General features: G+C 58.8%; 14 protein-coding genes. 5 read left to right on the top strand and 9 right to left on the bottom strand.

The window, feature by feature from the left end; all coding sequences use genetic code 11:
* Nucleotides 1-98 precede the first annotated feature (98 nt).
* On the bottom strand, nt 99-569 hold the full coding sequence (locus AC1ME2_RS15035; RefSeq protein WP_480434878.1) for an Lrp/AsnC family transcriptional regulator: 471 nt from the start codon (nt 567-569) through the stop codon (nt 99-101).
* Nucleotides 570-697: 128 nt separating this feature from the next.
* On the opposite strand from AC1ME2_RS15035, the gene AC1ME2_RS15030 reads away from it, so the two are divergent.
* From AC1ME2_RS15030 to AC1ME2_RS15010, 5 genes are all read left to right on the top strand, one after another.
* Nucleotides 698-1,045, top strand: a complete 348-nt coding sequence (locus AC1ME2_RS15030) for a hypothetical protein (RefSeq protein WP_480434877.1) — start codon at nt 698-700, stop codon at nt 1,043-1,045.
* Between the two features lie 117 nt (nt 1,046-1,162).
* Entirely contained in the window at nt 1,163-2,947 is a 1,785-nt protein-coding gene (tfpB, locus tag AC1ME2_RS15025; RefSeq protein WP_480434876.1) for a type IV pilus assembly ATPase TfpB, read from the top strand.
* A gap of 243 nt (nt 2,948-3,190) precedes the next feature.
* Nucleotides 3,191-4,111 carry an SPFH domain-containing protein gene (locus AC1ME2_RS15020; RefSeq protein WP_480434875.1) on the top strand — a complete coding sequence of 307 codons (921 nt, stop codon included), beginning with the start codon at nt 3,191-3,193 and terminating at the stop codon, nt 4,109-4,111.
* Nucleotides 4,112-4,124: 13 nt separating this feature from the next.
* On the top strand, nt 4,125-4,574 hold the full coding sequence (locus tag AC1ME2_RS15015; RefSeq protein WP_480442150.1) for an NfeD family protein: 450 nt from the start codon (nt 4,125-4,127) through the stop codon (nt 4,572-4,574).
* Between the two features lie 72 nt (nt 4,575-4,646).
* Nucleotides 4,647-4,967, top strand: a complete 321-nt coding sequence (locus tag AC1ME2_RS15010; RefSeq protein ID WP_480434874.1) for a DUF2388 domain-containing protein — start codon at nt 4,647-4,649, stop codon at nt 4,965-4,967.
* Nucleotides 4,968-5,055: 88 nt separating this feature from the next.
* Here the strand turns inward: AC1ME2_RS15010 and gcvP are convergent, their stop codons facing one another.
* The 8 genes from gcvP to pepP form a co-directional block, all read right to left on the bottom strand.
* Nucleotides 5,056-7,929, bottom strand: coding sequence for an aminomethyl-transferring glycine dehydrogenase (gene gcvP, locus AC1ME2_RS15005; protein ID WP_480434873.1), 2,874 nt, complete (start codon nt 7,927-7,929; stop codon nt 5,056-5,058).
* Nucleotides 7,930-8,035: 106 nt separating this feature from the next.
* Nucleotides 8,036-8,419, bottom strand: coding sequence for a glycine cleavage system protein GcvH (gcvH, locus tag AC1ME2_RS15000; protein ID WP_480434872.1), 384 nt, complete (start codon nt 8,417-8,419; stop codon nt 8,036-8,038).
* Nucleotides 8,420-8,465: 46 nt separating this feature from the next.
* Nucleotides 8,466-9,548: a glycine cleavage system aminomethyltransferase GcvT gene (gcvT, locus tag AC1ME2_RS14995; protein WP_480434871.1), complete on the bottom strand. Its 1,083-nt coding sequence runs from the start codon at nt 9,546-9,548 to the stop codon at nt 8,466-8,468.
* Nucleotides 9,549-9,703: 155 nt separating this feature from the next.
* Nucleotides 9,704-11,320: an ABC transporter permease gene (locus AC1ME2_RS14990; protein ID WP_480434870.1), complete on the bottom strand. Its 1,617-nt coding sequence runs from the start codon at nt 11,318-11,320 to the stop codon at nt 9,704-9,706.
* A 163-nt stretch (nt 11,321-11,483) separates the two neighbouring features.
* Nucleotides 11,484-12,485 carry an extracellular solute-binding protein gene (locus AC1ME2_RS14985; protein ID WP_480434869.1) on the bottom strand — a complete coding sequence of 334 codons (1,002 nt, stop codon included), beginning with the start codon at nt 12,483-12,485 and terminating at the stop codon, nt 11,484-11,486.
* A 482-nt stretch (nt 12,486-12,967) separates the two neighbouring features.
* Nucleotides 12,968-14,188, bottom strand: a complete 1,221-nt coding sequence (locus AC1ME2_RS14980; RefSeq protein ID WP_480434868.1) for a 2-octaprenyl-3-methyl-6-methoxy-1,4-benzoquinol hydroxylase — start codon at nt 14,186-14,188, stop codon at nt 12,968-12,970.
* A gap of 52 nt (nt 14,189-14,240) precedes the next feature.
* On the bottom strand, nt 14,241-15,428 hold the full coding sequence (gene ubiH / locus AC1ME2_RS14975; protein WP_480434867.1) for a 2-octaprenyl-6-methoxyphenyl hydroxylase: 1,188 nt from the start codon (nt 15,426-15,428) through the stop codon (nt 14,241-14,243).
* Nucleotides 15,425-16,759, bottom strand: a complete 1,335-nt coding sequence (pepP, locus tag AC1ME2_RS14970; RefSeq protein WP_480434866.1) for a Xaa-Pro aminopeptidase — start codon at nt 16,757-16,759, stop codon at nt 15,425-15,427. The genes ubiH and pepP overlap by 4 nt, the downstream gene beginning before the upstream one ends.
* Nucleotides 16,760-16,827 lie beyond the last annotated feature (68 nt).

Raw genomic sequence — 16,827 nt, 5'->3', positions numbered from 1 at the left:
ATCGCCTTCACAAATGAATTCGCTCACAGGGGACTCCATGTTTTCTGTGTAAGCGAATTCATTCGCGAATAGCCTGACGCGTTCCGTCTGACAGCCCGTCAACCCAAAATCGGCAGGCTGGTCGTGAATTTGATCTCTGACAACGCCACCGTCGAGTTAACCTCCTGAATCCCCGGCACCAGCGATAACTTCTCAAAGAAGAACCGTTCATAGGCCTCTATATCTGGGGTCACAATCCGCAGCAAAAAATCCACCGCCCCCATCAGCACATAACACTCCAGCACCTCCGGGAAACCGCGAATAGCTTCGGTGAATTCCGTGAAGTTGGTGCGACCGTGGGCGTTGAGTTTTATCTCGGCGAAAATTTGCGTATTGAGACCGATTTTTTTGCGGTCCAGTAGCGTGACCTGACGTCGGATTACCCCCTCCTCCTTGAGACGCTGAATGCGTCGCCAGCACGGCGATTGTGACAAGCCAACCTGTTCGGCAATTTGCGCACTGGAAAGCGAAGCGTCTTCCTGCAGCAAGGCCAAAATCTTCCGATCATAGAGATCCAAATCGATTTGCATAAAAATTCCTTTTTCATAGATAAATACGCATTAACAAGTCGCTAATAGGCGAATTCAATCCATTATGGATAAGAAATTTCAGTTTTCGCATGCAAAAATATCCCTCTGTCGAAACAGGAGAGGCCCGCATGCCCAACCTCAAAGTCGTAAGTCCCTCGCCACTACGCCCTGACGTCTGGTCCGCCAGTAATACCCATATCCGTGCGCACTATCAGATCCTAGCTGAGGCTGAGCCTGACCTGTTGTGCCGGGTGCTGAACCTGTTTGCAATGCAGTATTTGATTCCGCAACAGGTCAGCGTCTTGCAGCAGGATCAGATGCTGATGATCGACGTTCAGCTAGACGGGTTGAGCGCGCACCGGGCGCAGGTCATTGGCGAAAAAATGCGCAACTTGATCCATATTTGTTCAGTCGCACTGGAACCCCATGAGGTTCACAGCGCCTTGTCCCAGCAGGCAGCTCTGTCTGTCGGTTAACGTTTCGGCAAAATTTCGCAACCCTTCCCCTCGCTCCGGGTAACACATGCGACGCGCTGGGGACTATTCTTGTCTTGCCATTAGCCGGCCAGAGCAGAACTGTCCCAAGGAGCCCGCATGTCCGTCCTCGCCTCAGTTACCCAAGACCGTTGGCTGGATCTCAACGATCTGCTGCACGACTTGGTTGCTCAAGGTTTTACCGATCAAGAAAGTGCCGAATACGCACTGACCTTGCGCCGCACTGCACTCAATATTCAATTGCACCCGCTGGAGTTCATCGCCGCCCAACAGCTCGATGATTTAAAGCGGCCGGGCAAGAAGCTCGACCTGGAAAGCCTCACCCTCTGGCTCGCGCAGCAGGTCGGCCAACCTTACATGCGTATCGATCCTCTGAAGATCAACGTCGCGGCCATCACGCCGCTGATGTCGTATGCCTTTGCCCAACGCCACAAGATCCTAGCCGTGGCCGTGGACCGCGAATCGGTGACCATCGCCAGTGCCCAGCCCTTTGTCAGAGGCTGGGAAGCGGACCTGACTCACGTACTGAAATTACCGATCAAGCGCGTCGTCGCCAATCCGGCAGACATCCAGCGTTTGGCCGTGGAGTTTTTCCGGCTGGCGAAGTCGGTCAGCGGTGCCAACGCCGCTGATCTGAAGATGACCAATCTGGGCAATTTTGAACAATTGCTCAAGCTCGGCGCCAGCGACCAGGAACCCGACGCCAACGACGCGCACATCGTCAATATCGTCGATTGGCTGTTCCAATATGCGTTCCAGCAGCGTGCCAGCGATATCCATATCGAGCCACGTCGCGAACAGGGCACTGTGCGTTTCCGCATCGACGGCGTGCTGCACAACGTCTATCAATTTCCGCCGCAAGTGACCATGGCCATCGTCAGCCGCCTGAAAAGCCTGGGCCGAATGAACGTTGCGGAGAAGCGCAAACCGCAGGATGGCCGGGTCAAGACCACCACCCCTGAAGGCGGCGAAGTCGAGCTACGTTTGTCGACCTTGCCCACCGCGTTCGGCGAAAAGATGGTGATGCGGATTTTCGACCCGGAAGTGTTACTGAAAAACTTCGATCAGTTGGGTTTTTCCAGCGATGACCTGCGCCGCTGGCAGGACATGACACAGCAACCCAATGGCATCATTCTGGTCACGGGGCCTACCGGTTCGGGCAAGACCACGACGCTTTATACAACGCTTAAAAAGCTGGCAACCTCGGAGGTCAATCTCTGCACCATTGAAGACCCTATCGAGATGGTCGAACCGGCGTTCAACCAGATGCAGGTCCAGCACAACATCGACCTGACGTTTGCCAGCGGCGTGCGGGCATTGATGCGCCAGGACCCTGACATCATCATGATCGGCGAGATTCGTGATCTGGAGACCGCAGAAATGGCGATCCAGGCTGCGCTCACCGGCCACCTCGTGCTGTCCACCCTGCACACCAACGACGCACCGAGCGCCATTAGCCGCCTGCTGGAACTGGGTGTGCCCCATTACCTGCTCAAGGCCACCATTCTGGGCGTCATGGCTCAACGTCTGGTGCGTACGCTCTGCCCACACTGCAAAGCCCCGATTGAGCTGGAAGAAAGCGATTGGCAAACCCTGACGCGCCCCTGGCAAGCGCCTGTCCCAACCGGCGCCCATCGTGCGGTGGGCTGCGGGGAGTGTCGTGACACCGGCTATCGCGGCCGCGCCGGGGTGTACGAAATCATGCTGATGTCCGACAGCGTCAAAGCCCTGATCACCGCCGACCTCGACCTCACCGCCATGCGCCGCCAGGCCTTCAAGGAAGGCATGCGCAGCCTGCGCCTGTCCGGGGCGCAAAAAGTATCCGCCGGGCTGACCACGCTTGAAGAGGTGTTACGGGTAACGCCGCAGAGTGAGCAGCGGTGAAGGTTGTCTTTTTCTGGCACACCGTATTCGCGAATAAATTCGCTCCCACACTGGATCGCACATTTTCTGTGGGAGTGAATTTATTCGCGAAGAACCCTCGCAGATCAAAGCCACCCTCGGCACATCTTGAATAAATCTATTCTGAGTTTTATCTCCGCTGCCGGTGTATTTCTGGGCTAAATGAGCCATCCATAACTAGACAATCAACCACTAGACAATCAAAAACCAAAACAGGGAACCGTTATGCAAATCGGTAGTGTGCTTTTACTTTTCGTCGGGCTGGCGATTGCCATTGTGTTTATGGGTTTCAAGGTGGTGCCGCAAGGCTATCAATGGACGGTGGAACGCTTTGGCCGTTATACCAACACCCTGAAACCAGGCCTCAATATCATCGTGCCGGTGATGGACCGTATCGGGCGCAAGATCAATGTGATGGAAAGCGTGCTGGATATTCCGCCGCAGGAAGTCATCACCGCAGACAACGCCACGGTGCAGATTGATGCGGTGTGCTTCTTTCAGGTGGTCAACACCGCGCAGGCCGCTTATGAGGTGAACAACCTTGAGCACGCCATCCGCAACCTGCTGCAAACCAATATCCGTACGGTGCTCGGCTCCATGGAGCTGGATGCCATGCTCAGCCAGCGCGACGGCATCAATGAAAAGCTGCTGCGTACTGTCGACGAAGCCACCGCGCCCTGGGGGATCAAGATCACCCGGATCGAGATCAAGGACATCAGCCCGCCCGCTGACCTGATGGCCGCAATGTCTGGGCAGATGAAAGCAGAACGAATCAAGCGCGCACAGATTCTGGAAGCGGAAGGCCTTCGGGCGTCGGCAATCCTCACCGCCGAGGGCAAGAAACAAGCGCAGATCCTCGAAGCTGAAGGCGGTCGTCAGGCTGCCTTCCTTGAGTCCGAGGCACGGGAGCGTCAAGCCGAAGCAGAAGCGCGGGCCACCCAAGTGGTGTCCGAGGCGATTGCCAACGGCAACGTGCAGGCGATCAACTATTTTGTCGCGCAGAAATACATCGATGCGCTGGGCAAACTGGCGTCGGCGAACAACAGCAAAGTGATCTTGATGCCACTCGAAGCCAGTCAGGTGATTGGTGCAGTGGGCGGTATCGGCGAGATCGTCAAAGCCACTTTCGATAACAAAAAGGGCTGAGGCACAACCCATGATAGGGGACTACCTGCAACACCTGTCGTTCTGGGATTGGCTGGGGCTGGGCACGGTGTTGCTGATTCTTGAAGTGTTCGGTGCTGGCGGCTATTTGCTGTGGATCGGCGTCGCAGCGGCCGGCGTCGGGGTTATCAGCTTTTTGATTCCGGCCTTGCCGTGGACCCTGCAATTTCTGCTATTCGCCCTGTTTTCGGTGCTGACAGCCGTGTATTGGTGGCGGCGTCAACGCAGCGTGGTCAGGCCTTCGGATCAACCGGGGCTGAACATGCGCGGACAAGAGCTGATCGGGCGCACCTTTGTGGTCCACAGTGCAATTGTCGGCGGGCGCGGCAAGATCAAAGTGAATGATGGCGTGTGGATGGTAGTCGGCCCCGATTTGCCGGTGGGCAGTCAGGTGCGAGTGGTCAGTCAGGAGGGGGCCATTCTGAAGGTTGAAGCAACATCCTGAATCCTGTACGGAACTCCGACGAGGCTTCGGTAATCAAAACCTACAGAACAACCACTGCCGGAGTCACCCATCATGCGTCTTAAGCTTGCTGTAGCTACATTAGCTTTGCTCTCACTTCCCGTCGGTTCAGCGATGGCCGACAGTTTCTGGCGAGACGTGCTTTCATCAGGCGCCACCACCGGTTCCACTTACCTGACCTTCAGGCATGACCGCAAGTTGATCGTTGCCGCCCAGGATGATGCGGGCAGCTTCGTCGCCAGCGATGGCGGGATTCGTGGTCCATTCCTGGAAGCGGCAATGGAACAGGTGCGTACCGATAACCCAGGGCTCAAAGCCACGGACATGGAACTGGCCAACGCGATTCTGACGAAGAATCTGGTTGCCGAGGAGTGATCCACCTTTAATTCGCGAATGGGTCTGTCAGGTATATCGCGTCAGGCCCTTCGCGAATAAATTCGCTCCCACAAAAACATGCGATTTTCTAGTGGTATTCATCCACCGGCACACAGGCGCAAAACAGATTCCTGTCCCCGTAAACGTTATCTACCCGGTTCACGGTGGGCCAATATTTGTGCTGCCGCGTATGCAGGGTGGGCGTTACTGCCTGGGCGATGCTGTACGGACGCTCCCAGATTCCGGTGACGTCGGCCAAGGTGTGCGGCGCGCCCTTCAACGGGTTGTCTTCGCTTGACCAACTGCCGTTTTGCACTTGGGCGATTTCTGCACGAATGCTGAGCATTGCCTCGATAAAACGATCCAGTTCGGCCTTGGACTCACTTTCGGTGGGCTCGATCATCAGGGTGCCCGGCACCGGGAATGACATGGTCGGTGCGTGAAAACCATAATCCATCAGGCGCTTGGCGACGTCCTCTTCGCTGATGCCTGTTTGCGCCTTGAGCGGGCGTAAATCGATGATGCACTCATGCGCGACGCGATCATTGCGGCCGCTGTAGAGCAGCGGGAACGCGCCCCCCAATTGCTGAGCCAGATAGTTCGCGCTGAGGATTGCCACTTCGCTGGCATCCGCCAATTGCGGCCCCATCATCGCGATGTACATCCAACTGATCGGCAAAATACTTGCACTGCCCCAGGGCGCAGCGCTGACCGCAGTGTTCTGCGCATTGGGCCCCTCCAACGGGACCACCGGGTGGTTGGCCACGAACGGCGCCAGATGTGCGCGCACACCAATCGGCCCCATACCCGGACCGCCACCGCCATGGGGGATACAGAAGGTTTTGTGCAGGTTCATGTGTGACACGTCAGCGCCGATGTCCGCAGGCCGGGCCAGACCGACCTGCGCATTGAGGTTGGCGCCGTCCATGTAGACCTGGCCGCCATGGTGGTGGATAAGTTCGCAGATATCGCGGATAGCTTCCTCATACACACCATGGGTCGAGGGATAGGTGATCATCAAGCAGGACAACCTGTCCCCCGCCGCTTGCGCCTTGGCTTTCAAGTCATCGAGGTCAACGTTACCCGACTCATCGCATTCAACGATCACCACCTGCATGCCAGCCATCTGCGCCGACGCCGGGTTGGTGCCATGGGCCGAAGAAGGGATAAGACACACCTCGCGCTTACCCTCATGACGGCTCTGGTGATATTTGTGGATCGCCAACAACCCAGCATATTCGCCTTGTGCGCCGGAGTTGGGTTGCATGCACACAGCGTCGAAACCGGTGATCGCGCACAGCCAGGTCTCCAGCTCATTGATCATGGCGGTGTAACCCAACGCCTGCTCACGCGGAACGAAGGGATGCAGATGGGCGAATTCCGGCCAGGTGATGGGGATCATTTCGCTGCTGGCGTTGAGTTTCATGGTGCAGGAGCCGAGGGGGATCATTGACTGGTTCAGCGCCAGATCCTTGTTCTCCAGTTGCTTGAGGTAACGCAGCATCTCGGTTTCGCTGTGATGCGCGCTGAACACCGGATGCGTCAGGTAGGCGGAGGTGCGCAGCAACGCTTCGGGAATGCCTGGCGTCAGGGTCTCTGCGTCCAGATCGGCAATGTTCAGCCCATGATCGGTCCCCAGAAACACATCGAACAGGCGCTCTACGGTCGCCTCGCTGCAACTTTCATCCAGACTCAGCCCCAGCTTGCCGTCCCCAAGGATGCGCAGGTTGATCCGTGCAGCCCTGGCGCTGTCGATAATCGCGCTTTGGCTGCCGCCGACCTCCAGCGTCAGGGTGTCGAAGAAGCACCTGTTGATGCGCTCCAGCCCCTTACGCGCCAAACCCTCAGCCAGAATGGTCGTCAGCCGATGAACACGCTGGGCGATGCGTTTGAGCCCTTCAGCGCCGTGATACACCGCATAGAAGCTGGCCATATTGGCCAGCAAGACTTGCGAGGTGCAGATGTTGGAGTTGGCCTTCTCGCGGCGGATATGCTGCTCGCGGGTTTGCAGGGCCATACGCAGGGCAACGTTGCCGCGCGCGTCTTTGGACACACCAATAATCCGCCCCGGCATGGCGCGTTTGAACTCATCGCGACACGCAAAATACGCCGCATGCGGGCCGCCATAGCCCATCGGTACGCCAAAGCGTTGCGACGAACCAAACACCACGTCGGCGCCCATTTCTCCCGGAGGGGTCAGCAACAACAGGCTGAGCAGGTCGGCCGAGACACAGGCCAGCGCTTGCTGGACATGCAGTTGCTCGATCAACGGCCGCAGGTCGCGAATCTCACCGTGGGTGTCAGGGTATTGCAGCAGCGCCCCAAACACCTTGTGATTAGCGAGGTTATCCACAGCGTCGATGATCAGCTCGAAGCCAAAACCTTGCGCCCGCGTCTGGACCACGGAAATAGTTTGCGGATGACAATTTTCGTCGACGAAAAACAGGTTGCTCCTGGATTTGGCGACGCGCTTGGCCAGTGCCATGGCCTCGGCGGCAGCAGTGGCTTCGTCGAGCAAGGAGGCGTTGGCCAATTCCAGACCGGTCAGGTCGATGGTCATCTGCTGAAAATTCAACAATGCTTCGAGGCGACCTTGAGCAATCTCGGGCTGATAAGGCGTGTAAGCGGTGTACCAGCCAGGGTTTTCCAGCACGTTGCGCACAATCACGGTCGGCGTAAGGGTGCCGTGGTAGCCCATGCCGATCAGGCTGGTCCACACCTGATTTTGCTCGGCGTAGCCTTTGAGCTTGGCCAGCGCAGCGTCCTCATCAAGCGCGGCCGGCAATTCCAGCGCCCGATTGAGACGGATGGCCGGCGGCACGGTCTGCTCGATCAATTCCGTTCGACTGGTCACGCCGAGGGTATCGAGCATGGCTTGCTGCTCGCTGGCATCCGGGCCGAGGTGGCGCCGCAGGAAGACATTCGGGTCTTGCAACTGGCTCAAGGATGGCAACTGGGGCATGACGGCTCTCTCTTATAAGACAAAGCCTCGACAGGTCGAGGCTTACTTGAGTCTAGGAAGAGATTGCCGTTTGTGTAGAGAAACTACGAATAGCAGCCTAAAACCATTACTCGCCGATAAAGCTTTTATACGCCGCCGCGTCGAGCAGTTTTTCCAGCTCAGCGATGTTGCCTGGCTTGACCTTGAAGATCCACGCGCTGTACGGCTCGGTGTTCAACAGCTCTGGGGAGCCGCTCAAGTCTTCGTTGATCGCTATCACTTCGCCAGACACTGGCGAGTAAATGTCCGATGCCGCCTTGACGGACTCGACCACGCCTGCTGTATCACCGGCGGCAAAGACTTTGCCGATTTCAGTCAGTTCGACGTACACCACGTCACCCAACGCTTCTTGCGCATGGTCGGAGATACCCACGGTCACAGAACCGTCGGCTTCAAGGCGAACCCATTCGTGGCTTTCAGCAAAACGCAGATCAGCGGGGATATTGCTCATATAGTCATCCTCTACATCAGGTCAGCGGAAAACCCGCCAGAGAAAGTTAAATCAAGGCTTTGCCATGACGTACGAAAGTAGGTTGTACCACGCGAACCGGATACCACTTGCCACGGATTTCTACCTCGGCCCGGTCAGCCGTTGCCATTGGCACGCGCGCCAAGGCAATCGATTTGCTTAGCGTAGGCGAGAAACTACCACTGGTGATCTCTCCTTCGCCAACTTCTGCGATTCTGACGACCTGATGGGCGCGCAAAACCCCGCGCTCCTCCAGCACCAGCCCGACCAGTTTGAGCTTCACACCTGTCGCCCGCTCATTTTCAAGCGCGGCACGGCCGATGAAATTGCGCTCGGCAGGCTCCCAGGCGATGGTCCAGGCCATGTTGGCCGCCAAGGGTGACACGTGTTCGTCGATATCCTGACCGTAAAGATTCATGCCGGCTTCAAGACGCAACGTATCACGCGCGCCCAGGCCGATAGGCGAAATCCCGGCGCCCACCAGGTCATTGAAAAAACCGGGGGCTTGATCGGCGGGAAGAATGATTTCCAGGCCGTCTTCACCGGTGTAACCGGTGCGGGCGATAAACCAGTCGCCTTCGCTGCGCCCTTCGAAGGGCTGCAGGTGCTGGATCAATGCACCACGGGCGCTGGTCACCAGTTCAGCAATTTTGCGACGCGCGTGCGGGCCTTGAATCGCCAGCATGGCCAGCTCGGTGCGCTCGACCAGCTGGACGTCGAAGTCAGCCAAATGCGTGCGCATCCAGGCCAGGTCCTTGGCGCCGGTCGCGGCATTCACCACCAGACGATAACCGTTGCCGGTGAGGTAGACGATCATGTCGTCAATCACTCCGCCATCGGTGTTGAGCATTGCACTGTACAGCGCTCGACCGGGCTCACGCAGACGGCCGACGTCATTGGCCAGTAAATGCTGGAGCCAAGCCTTGGCCTGACTGCCGACAATGTCGATGATGGTCATATGAGAGACATCGAAAACCCCACAATCGCGGCGCACTTGATGGTGCTCCTCGACTTGTGAGCCATAATGCAACGGCATATCCCAACCACCAAAATCGACCATTTTCGCGCCAAGAGCGAGGTGCAGGTCAAAGAGGGGCGTACGCTGTCCCATGGGTTTCTCCTTCCGGGCGTGGCGAAGGTGCGGAGAGGCGCGACACTGGGCAAAGCCCCTGAAACAAGGGCCTTCAACAGCTTTCAACGACCCGAATGGTCTGACGGACCGCACCGATTGCGGCGCATTGTATCCGTATGGAGAGGGACCCGCACCTAGCCGATCTGACGGGCCGAACGCCGGATCAAACCGATGACCGGAAGCAACCCCACCAAAACAAGTGTCAGTGCCGGCAATGCTGCCCTCGCCCACTCGCCCTCACTGGTCATTTCGAATATTCGTACGGCCAGGGTGTCCCATCCAAATGGATGCATTAGCAAGGTGGCAGGCATTTCTTTGAGTACGTCGACGAAGACCAACAGCGCCGCGCTCAGGGCGCCGGGCACCAGCAATGGCAGGTAAACCTTGAAAAACAGCCGTGGCCCGCCAACCCCCAGGCTGCGTGCAGCCTCAGGAAGCGAAGGCCGGATGCGTGCCAGGCTGTTTTCCAGCGGCCCATAGGCCACCGCGATGAAACGCACCAAATACGCCAACAGCAACGCCGCCAGACTGCCCAGCAGTAGCGGTTTACCTGCGCCGCCAAGCCAGGTGGACAGCGGGATGACCAGCTCGCGATCCAGATAGCTGAACGCCAACATGATCGACACGGCCAACACCGAACCGGGCAATGCATACCCTAGATTGGCCAGGCTCACCCCTGAGCGAATTGCCCGGGTCGGTGCCAAACGCCGGGCGAAGGCCAGGATCATTGCCACACTGACCGTGATCAACGCCGCCATGCCGCCCAGATACAGGGTGTGCAGGATCAGCCCGGTGTAACGCTCATCCAAATCGAAGCGGCCGCGCTGCCAGACCCACACGATCAATTGCAGCATCGGAATCACGAACGCGCAGGCAAACACCAAGCCGCACCAGCCACTGGCGGCCAGTGCTTTCACGCCGCGCAGGTGGTACAACGCCTTGACCCGTGGACGCTCATTGCTTGGACGACTCGCGCCCCGCGCACGGCGCTCGCCATACAGCACGACCATGACTGCCAGCAGCAACAGGCTGGCCAACTGTGTCGCGCTGGAAAGGCTGAAGAAGCCGTACCAGGTTTTGTAGATGACGGTGGTGAAGGTGTCGAAGTTGAACACAGCCACGGCGCCGAAGTCCGCCAGCGTCTCCATCAGCGCCAGCGCGACACCTGCACCTATCGCCGGCCGCGCCATGGGCAGGGCAACGTGCCAGAAGGCCTGCCAGGGCGACTGGCCGAGCACCCGCGCCGCTTCCATCAAGCCCTTGCCCTGCGCGAGGAAGGCCGTGCGCGCCAGCAGATACACATAGGGGTAGAACACCAGGACCAGCACGATGATCACCCCGCCGGTGGACCGCACACGCGGCAGGCGCAGGCCGCTGCCGAACACTTCGCGCAGCAGGGTTTGCACCGGCCCGGCAAAATCCAGCAAACCGACGAAGACGAACGCCAGCACGTAGGCCGGAATCGCGAACGGCAACATCAACGCCCAATCCAGCCAGCGACGGCCAGGGAATTCACACAAGCTGGTCAACCACGCGAGGCTGACACCGAGCACGGTCACCCCGATACCGACGCCCACGATGAGCTGCAAGGTGTTGCCCAGCAGGCGCGGCATCTGGGTTTCCCACAAATGCGCCCAGATTTGAGGGTCGATGGTTTGCCAGGACAGCAGCAACACGCTAAGTGGCAACAACACCAACGCCGCGATAGCAAAGACCAGCGGGTACCAACGGCGTTGGACGGGATGGGCCACTTAAGAGTTCTCGGGGAAGTGCGGAGTATGTGGAGATTTTCTGTGTTTGCTCGGGAGTCTTCGCGAATAAATTCGCTCCCACAGGGAATTGCATGTTTTCTGTGGGAGCGAATTCATTCGCGAATTGGGTCACGCGAAATACCTGAAACACCGGCATCCAACATCAATTCCAACCGACTCGATCCATCATGCGGATCGCTTCAGCCTGGCGCTTGCCTGCTACTTCGACCGGGAGGGTATCTGCCTTGAACGCGCCCCAACTGGCGACTTCTTCGGAGGGCGCAACGGCCGGGTTGGCCGGGAATTCCTGGTTGACGCCCGCGAAGATTTTCTGCGCTTGCGGTTCAGTCATCCACTCGACCAATGCCTTGGCCGCCTCAGGGTGCGGCGCGTAGCGGGTCAAACCGATGCCTGAAAGATTGACGTGAACACCACGGTCCGACTGATTTGGCCAGAACAACTTCACCGCCAGTTTCGGGTTCTGCTTGTGCAGACGACCGTAGTAGTAGGTGTTGACGATGCCGACATCACACTGACCGGCATTGATCGCTTCCAGCACCGCGATGTCATCGGAGAACACATCGGTGGACAGGTTGTTGACCCAACCCTTGAGGATCTTTTCGGACTGCTCGGCGCCATGGGTTTCGATCAGGGTCGCCGTCAGCGATTGGTTGTAGACCTTCTTAGCGGTACGCAGGCACAGCCGTCCTTCCCAGTTTTTGTCCGCCAGCGCTTCGTAGGTGGACAAGTCAGCCGGTTTGACTCGGTCGGTGGAGTAGGCGATGGTCCGCGCACGCAGGCTCAACCCGGTCCAGCTGTGGGTGGACGAGCGATATTGTTTGGGAATGTTGGCGTCGATCACTGGCGAGGTAAACGGCTGGAGAATGCCCATTTGCTCGGCTTGCCACAGGTTGCCGGCGTCGACAGTCAGCAGCAGGTCAGCCGTGGCGTTCTGGCCCTCGGCCTTGATCCGCTGCATCAGCGGTGCTTCCTTGTCCGTGATGAATTTGATCTTGACCCCGGTTTCAGCCGTGTAAGCGTCGAATACCGGTTTGATCAGTTCATCGATGCGCGATGAGTACACCACTACCTCGTCGGCAGCCTGGGCGGCGCTGCCGAGCACTGTCAGTGTCAGGGCAGTCAGAAGACGCTTGCTTACCTGCATGGAGTGGACTCGTGTCAGAAAATTGAGACGAAATGGTAGTGAATCCCATTTAGCATCTCAACCAAACTAACCGCAGAGCAGTTACCGGATGTTGCACCGACTTATGGAGGCGGTCGCTGAAATTCTGTAGGCGATGCCGCCGCTTCTTCGACGCCGCGCTGTCGCGCAGCAAACTGGGTCCCTGTAGGAGCTGCCGAAGGCTGCGATAGGCCGGGGTCGCGGGCGACCGGCACGACCTTCAGCGGTCTCAAGAAAGCGACCGGTTCCGTCGGACGCGACCCCGGGGCGATCGCAGCCTTCGGCAGCTCCTACGAATCTGCGTTTAGCTGAAAATATAACGACATTTATGCTTTATTTTTCAATAACTTATCTGTTTTTTGATAGGAGCGAATTCATTCACGAAGAAGGCAACTCGGTCTGCCTGAAACACCGCGTCGTTTTTTTCGCGAATGAATTTGCTCCCACGAGGTAAGTGGCGATGCCTACAACCGAGCCAGTTCAGGCAAATCCCCCGACAATCCCAGCGCCTGACGCACGAACATCGCTTTGGCTTCAGGCAACTTATCGACCCACTTGAGGCCGGTGTTGCGCAACCAGCGCAAGGGCAGCGGATCGGCCTGAAACAGGCGCTCCAGACCTTCCATTGCCGCCATCATCGACAAGTTATGCGGCATGCGTCGGCGCTCAAAACGGCTGAGGACACGAACATCGGCCAGACGCTCGCCTCGGCTGGCGGCATGCAGCAACACTTCGGCCAATACGGCCGCGTCCAGAAAGCCCAGATTGACGCCCTGCCCGGCCAGCGGGTGAATGGTGTGTGCTGCATCGCCAATCAGTGCCAGGCCATCGGCCACATAGCGCTTGGCATGCCGCTGACGCAATGGCACGCACACACGCGGGTCAGCACTGAGCACGGTACCGAGACGGCCTTCGAAGGCTTTTTCCAGGTCGCGACAGAACTCATCATCGCCCAGCGCCATTAAGCGCTCAGCTTCGGTCGGGGTCACAGACCAGACGATCGAGGACCAATGCTCGCCTTCACGCTCCAACGGCAGGAACGCCAACGGTCCCTCCTCGGTAAAGCGCTGCCAGGCAGCGTGCTGATGCGATTCGGTGGTGCGCACACTGGTAACAATAGCGTGGTGCAGGTAGTCCCATTCCCGGGTAGCGCACCCTGTGAGGCGACGTACCGCCGAGTTGGCCCCATCGGCGGCGATCACCAGCGGCGCACGCAACGTGCGACCGTCGGCCAGCGTCAGCAGCCAATCGTCCCCGGAACGACGCATCTGTTCGAGGCGCGCGTTGGCCAACAGGCCGATGTCGCTGTCATGCAGGCGCTCAAGCAGGGCGTCTTGCACCACGCGGTTCTCGACGATATGCCCAAGCACGTCGGCATGCACACTGGAGGCCGAGAAATGGATCTGCCCCGTCCCGCAGCCGTCCCACACCTGCATCTCGCGATACGGGCTGATGCGGCGGGCGGCAATGCCGTCCCACACGTTCAAACGATCAAGAATACGCTGGCTCGCCGCGGACAAGGCACTGACCCGCGGCTCGAACGCTGACTGCGGATCGAAGGGCTTGATGCTCAGCGGACCGCCATCAAGCACCAGAATATCCAGACCACTGTCCTGTAACGCCAGCGCAAGTGCGCTACCGACCATTCCAGCCCCGACAATCAGCAGATCTGCGCGCGTTTCCATGCTTTAAATCATTCTCGCTTGAGGCATAAGCCGTGTTTTAAGGGTCCGGGCGTCAGACATCGGATCGAGTCCCCAACCCCATGGCCTGACGGGCGAACCAGCGTTTGGCCGGTGGTAACAGGTCCAGGCCCAGCAGGCCCAGATTACGTCCGACGCCGACCAAAGGGTTGGCGCTGCCGAACAGCCGCGTGACTTGATCGGAGAAGCCCACGGTCAATTGCTGATCCAGACGCTGACGCTCACGGTAGGCCTGCAACGTGGCGAAATCACCGGGCAGGCTTTTGCTTGCGAGCAGAGCCTCGGCCAGCGCATCGGCATCACGCAACGACAAGTTGAAGCCCTGGCCGGCAATCGGGTGCAGGCTGTGAGCGGCGTTGCCCAGGACCGCCAGATGCGGCCGCACTTGCTCTTCGGCCTCAACCAGCGTCAGCGGGTAAAGATGCCGTACTCCAACCTGACGCAAAGTGCCCAGGCGGTAGCCGAAAACGCCCTGCAGCTCGCTGAGAAAACTACGGTCATCCAAATCAGCCAAGCGCTGGGCGTCCATCCCCGCACGGGTCCAGACCAGCGCACAGCGGTTTTCCGGCAACGGCAATAGCGCCATCGGGCCTTCGTCGGTGAAGCGTTCGAACGCCTGACCACAGTGGGCTTCGCTCGGGGTTATGTTGGCGATCAGCGCGCTCTGGTTGTAAGGGCGCTGCCGAACGCCAATCCCCAACTGCTCACGCAGGCCCGAACGGCCGCCATCGGCGAGAATCGCCAGATCGCACTCCAGCTCGGTTTCATCATTCAGGGTCAGCCGATAGCCATCCGGCAAGGGCTGCATGCGCGTGACTTCGGCCGGGCAGCGCCAGCTGATCACGTCTTTGTCCAGGCCTTGCCACAAGCATTGGCCAAGCCAGGCGTTCTCCACGACATAACCCAGTGCCGGAACGCCTTCTTCCAGCGCCGACAACTGCGCCGCGCCGAAACGCCCACGGTCGGAGACCTGGATCTGCAAAATCGGTTCGGCCCGTCGGCTGATCTGCTGCCACACGCCAAGGCGCTCGTAGATTCGTCGGGCGCCGAACGACAGCGCTGACGAGCGTGCGTCATAGCTCGGCTGATAGGCATCGCCGGGCGCAAAGGGCTCGATCATTACAATTTTCCAGCCGCGCGCCTTGGCCCCGGCCTGGAGGGCCAACGCCAGACTGGCACCGACCAGACCGCCACCGACAATGGCAAGATTGACCCGGCTCATGCTGCTTGAGCACGTGCAGCAGCCATCAAGGCCTCGATGTCGGCGACGGTTTTTGGCGCGCCGCCAGAAAGAACTTCACAGCCTTGTTTGGTCACCACAACGTCATCCTCGATCCGCACACCAATTCCACGCCATTTTTTCGCTACGGCCTGATTATCCGGAGCGATATAAATCCCGGGTTCCACGGTCAGCGTCATACCGACTTCCAGCACGCGCCATTCTCCGCCGACTTTGTATTCGCCGACATCGTGCACGTCCATGCCCAGCCAATGACCGGCGCGGTGCATGTAAAAAGCTTTGTAGGCCTCGCTGACGATCAAATCGCCAACGTCGCCCTCCAGCAGCCCCAGCGCGACCAACCCGGCAGTAATCACCTGCACCGTGGCTTCATGCGCCTGGTTCCAGTGTTTACCTGGGCCGATGGCGGCAAAGGCGGCGTCCTGCGCTTTAAGCACCAACTCGTAGATCGCTTTCTGTTCAGGTGAAAATTTACCGCTGACCGGAAACGTCCGCGTGATGTCGCTGGCGTAGCAGTCGATCTCACAGGCGGCGTCGATCAGCACCAGATCCCCGTCCTTGAGCAGCGCATCGTTCTCCTGATAGTGCAGGATGCAGGCATTGCGGCCCGAAGCGACGATAGAGCCATAAGCAGGCATCTTCGCCCCCGCCTTGCGGAACTCGTAATCCAGCTCGGCCTCAAGGCTGAACTCATGCAAGCCAGCGCGACTCGCCTGCATCGCCCGTACATGGCCACGAGCGGAAATCTCGGCGGCGCAACGCATGACCTTGATTTCCGCTGCTGACTTATACAGACGCATGTCGTGCAGCAGATGATCCAGCGCAACAAATTCGTTCGGCGGCTGAGCGCCCAGATGCGCTTTGGAACGGATCACATTGATCCAGTCCATCACGTGACGATCGAACTCGGCGTTGCTGCCCATAGCCGAATATACCCGCTCACGCCCTTCGATCAGGCCTGGCAGGATGTCGTCGATATCATTGATCGGGAACGCGTCGTCGGCACCAAAATCACGCACAGCACCTTCCTGCCCTGCACGCAGACCGTCCCACAGCTCGCGCGTGGGGTTGCGTTCGCGGCAGAAGAGCACGTACTCACCGTACTCACGACCCGGGATCAGCACAATCACGGCTTCTGGCTCCGGGAAGCCGCTGAGGTACTGGAAATCGCTGTCCTGCCGGTAGACGTGCTCAACGTCGCGATTGCGGATAGCCACCGCAGAGGCTGGCAAAATGGCGATGCTGTTGGGCACCATCTGCGACATCAGGGCTTTACGTCGACGGGCGTATTCCGACTTCGGGATATGGATCATAAGGCAGGTGAAGTCCCCTTTTGGGCGCCGCCGGCGATGCGCCTGTATGACAGGCTCAACGCCGGGAG

The organism is Pseudomonas sp. ASL9, from assembly GCF_056680335.1.
This window is presented reverse-complemented; position numbering and strand designations above follow the sequence as displayed.

What these genes read in the sequence shown, in the direction of transcription:
- AC1ME2_RS14980 (WP_480434868.1), bottom strand. Translation starts at nt 14,188, where the DNA reads ATGGAAACGCGCGCAGATCTGCTGATTGTCGGGGCTGGAATGGTCGGT.
- ubiH (WP_480434867.1), bottom strand. Translation starts at nt 15,428, where the DNA reads ATGAGCCGGGTCAATCTTGCCATTGTCGGTGGCGGTCTGGTCGGTGCC.
- AC1ME2_RS15030 (WP_480434877.1), top strand. Translation starts at nt 698, where the DNA reads ATGCCCAACCTCAAAGTCGTAAGTCCCTCGCCACTACGCCCTGACGTC.
- gcvT (WP_480434871.1), bottom strand. Translation starts at nt 9,548, where the DNA reads ATGGGACAGCGTACGCCCCTCTTTGACCTGCACCTCGCTCTTGGCGCG.
- tfpB (WP_480434876.1), top strand. Translation starts at nt 1,163, where the DNA reads ATGTCCGTCCTCGCCTCAGTTACCCAAGACCGTTGGCTGGATCTCAAC.
- AC1ME2_RS15020 (WP_480434875.1), top strand. Translation starts at nt 3,191, where the DNA reads ATGCAAATCGGTAGTGTGCTTTTACTTTTCGTCGGGCTGGCGATTGCC.
- gcvP (WP_480434873.1), bottom strand. Translation starts at nt 7,929, where the DNA reads ATGCCCCAGTTGCCATCCTTGAGCCAGTTGCAAGACCCGAATGTCTTC.
- gcvH (WP_480434872.1), bottom strand. Translation starts at nt 8,419, where the DNA reads ATGAGCAATATCCCCGCTGATCTGCGTTTTGCTGAAAGCCACGAATGG.
- AC1ME2_RS15010 (WP_480434874.1), top strand. Translation starts at nt 4,647, where the DNA reads ATGCGTCTTAAGCTTGCTGTAGCTACATTAGCTTTGCTCTCACTTCCC.
- pepP (WP_480434866.1), bottom strand. Translation starts at nt 16,759, where the DNA reads ATGATCCATATCCCGAAGTCGGAATACGCCCGTCGACGTAAAGCCCTG.
- AC1ME2_RS14985 (WP_480434869.1), bottom strand. Translation starts at nt 12,485, where the DNA reads ATGCAGGTAAGCAAGCGTCTTCTGACTGCCCTGACACTGACAGTGCTC.
- AC1ME2_RS15035 (WP_480434878.1), bottom strand. Translation starts at nt 569, where the DNA reads ATGCAAATCGATTTGGATCTCTATGATCGGAAGATTTTGGCCTTGCTG.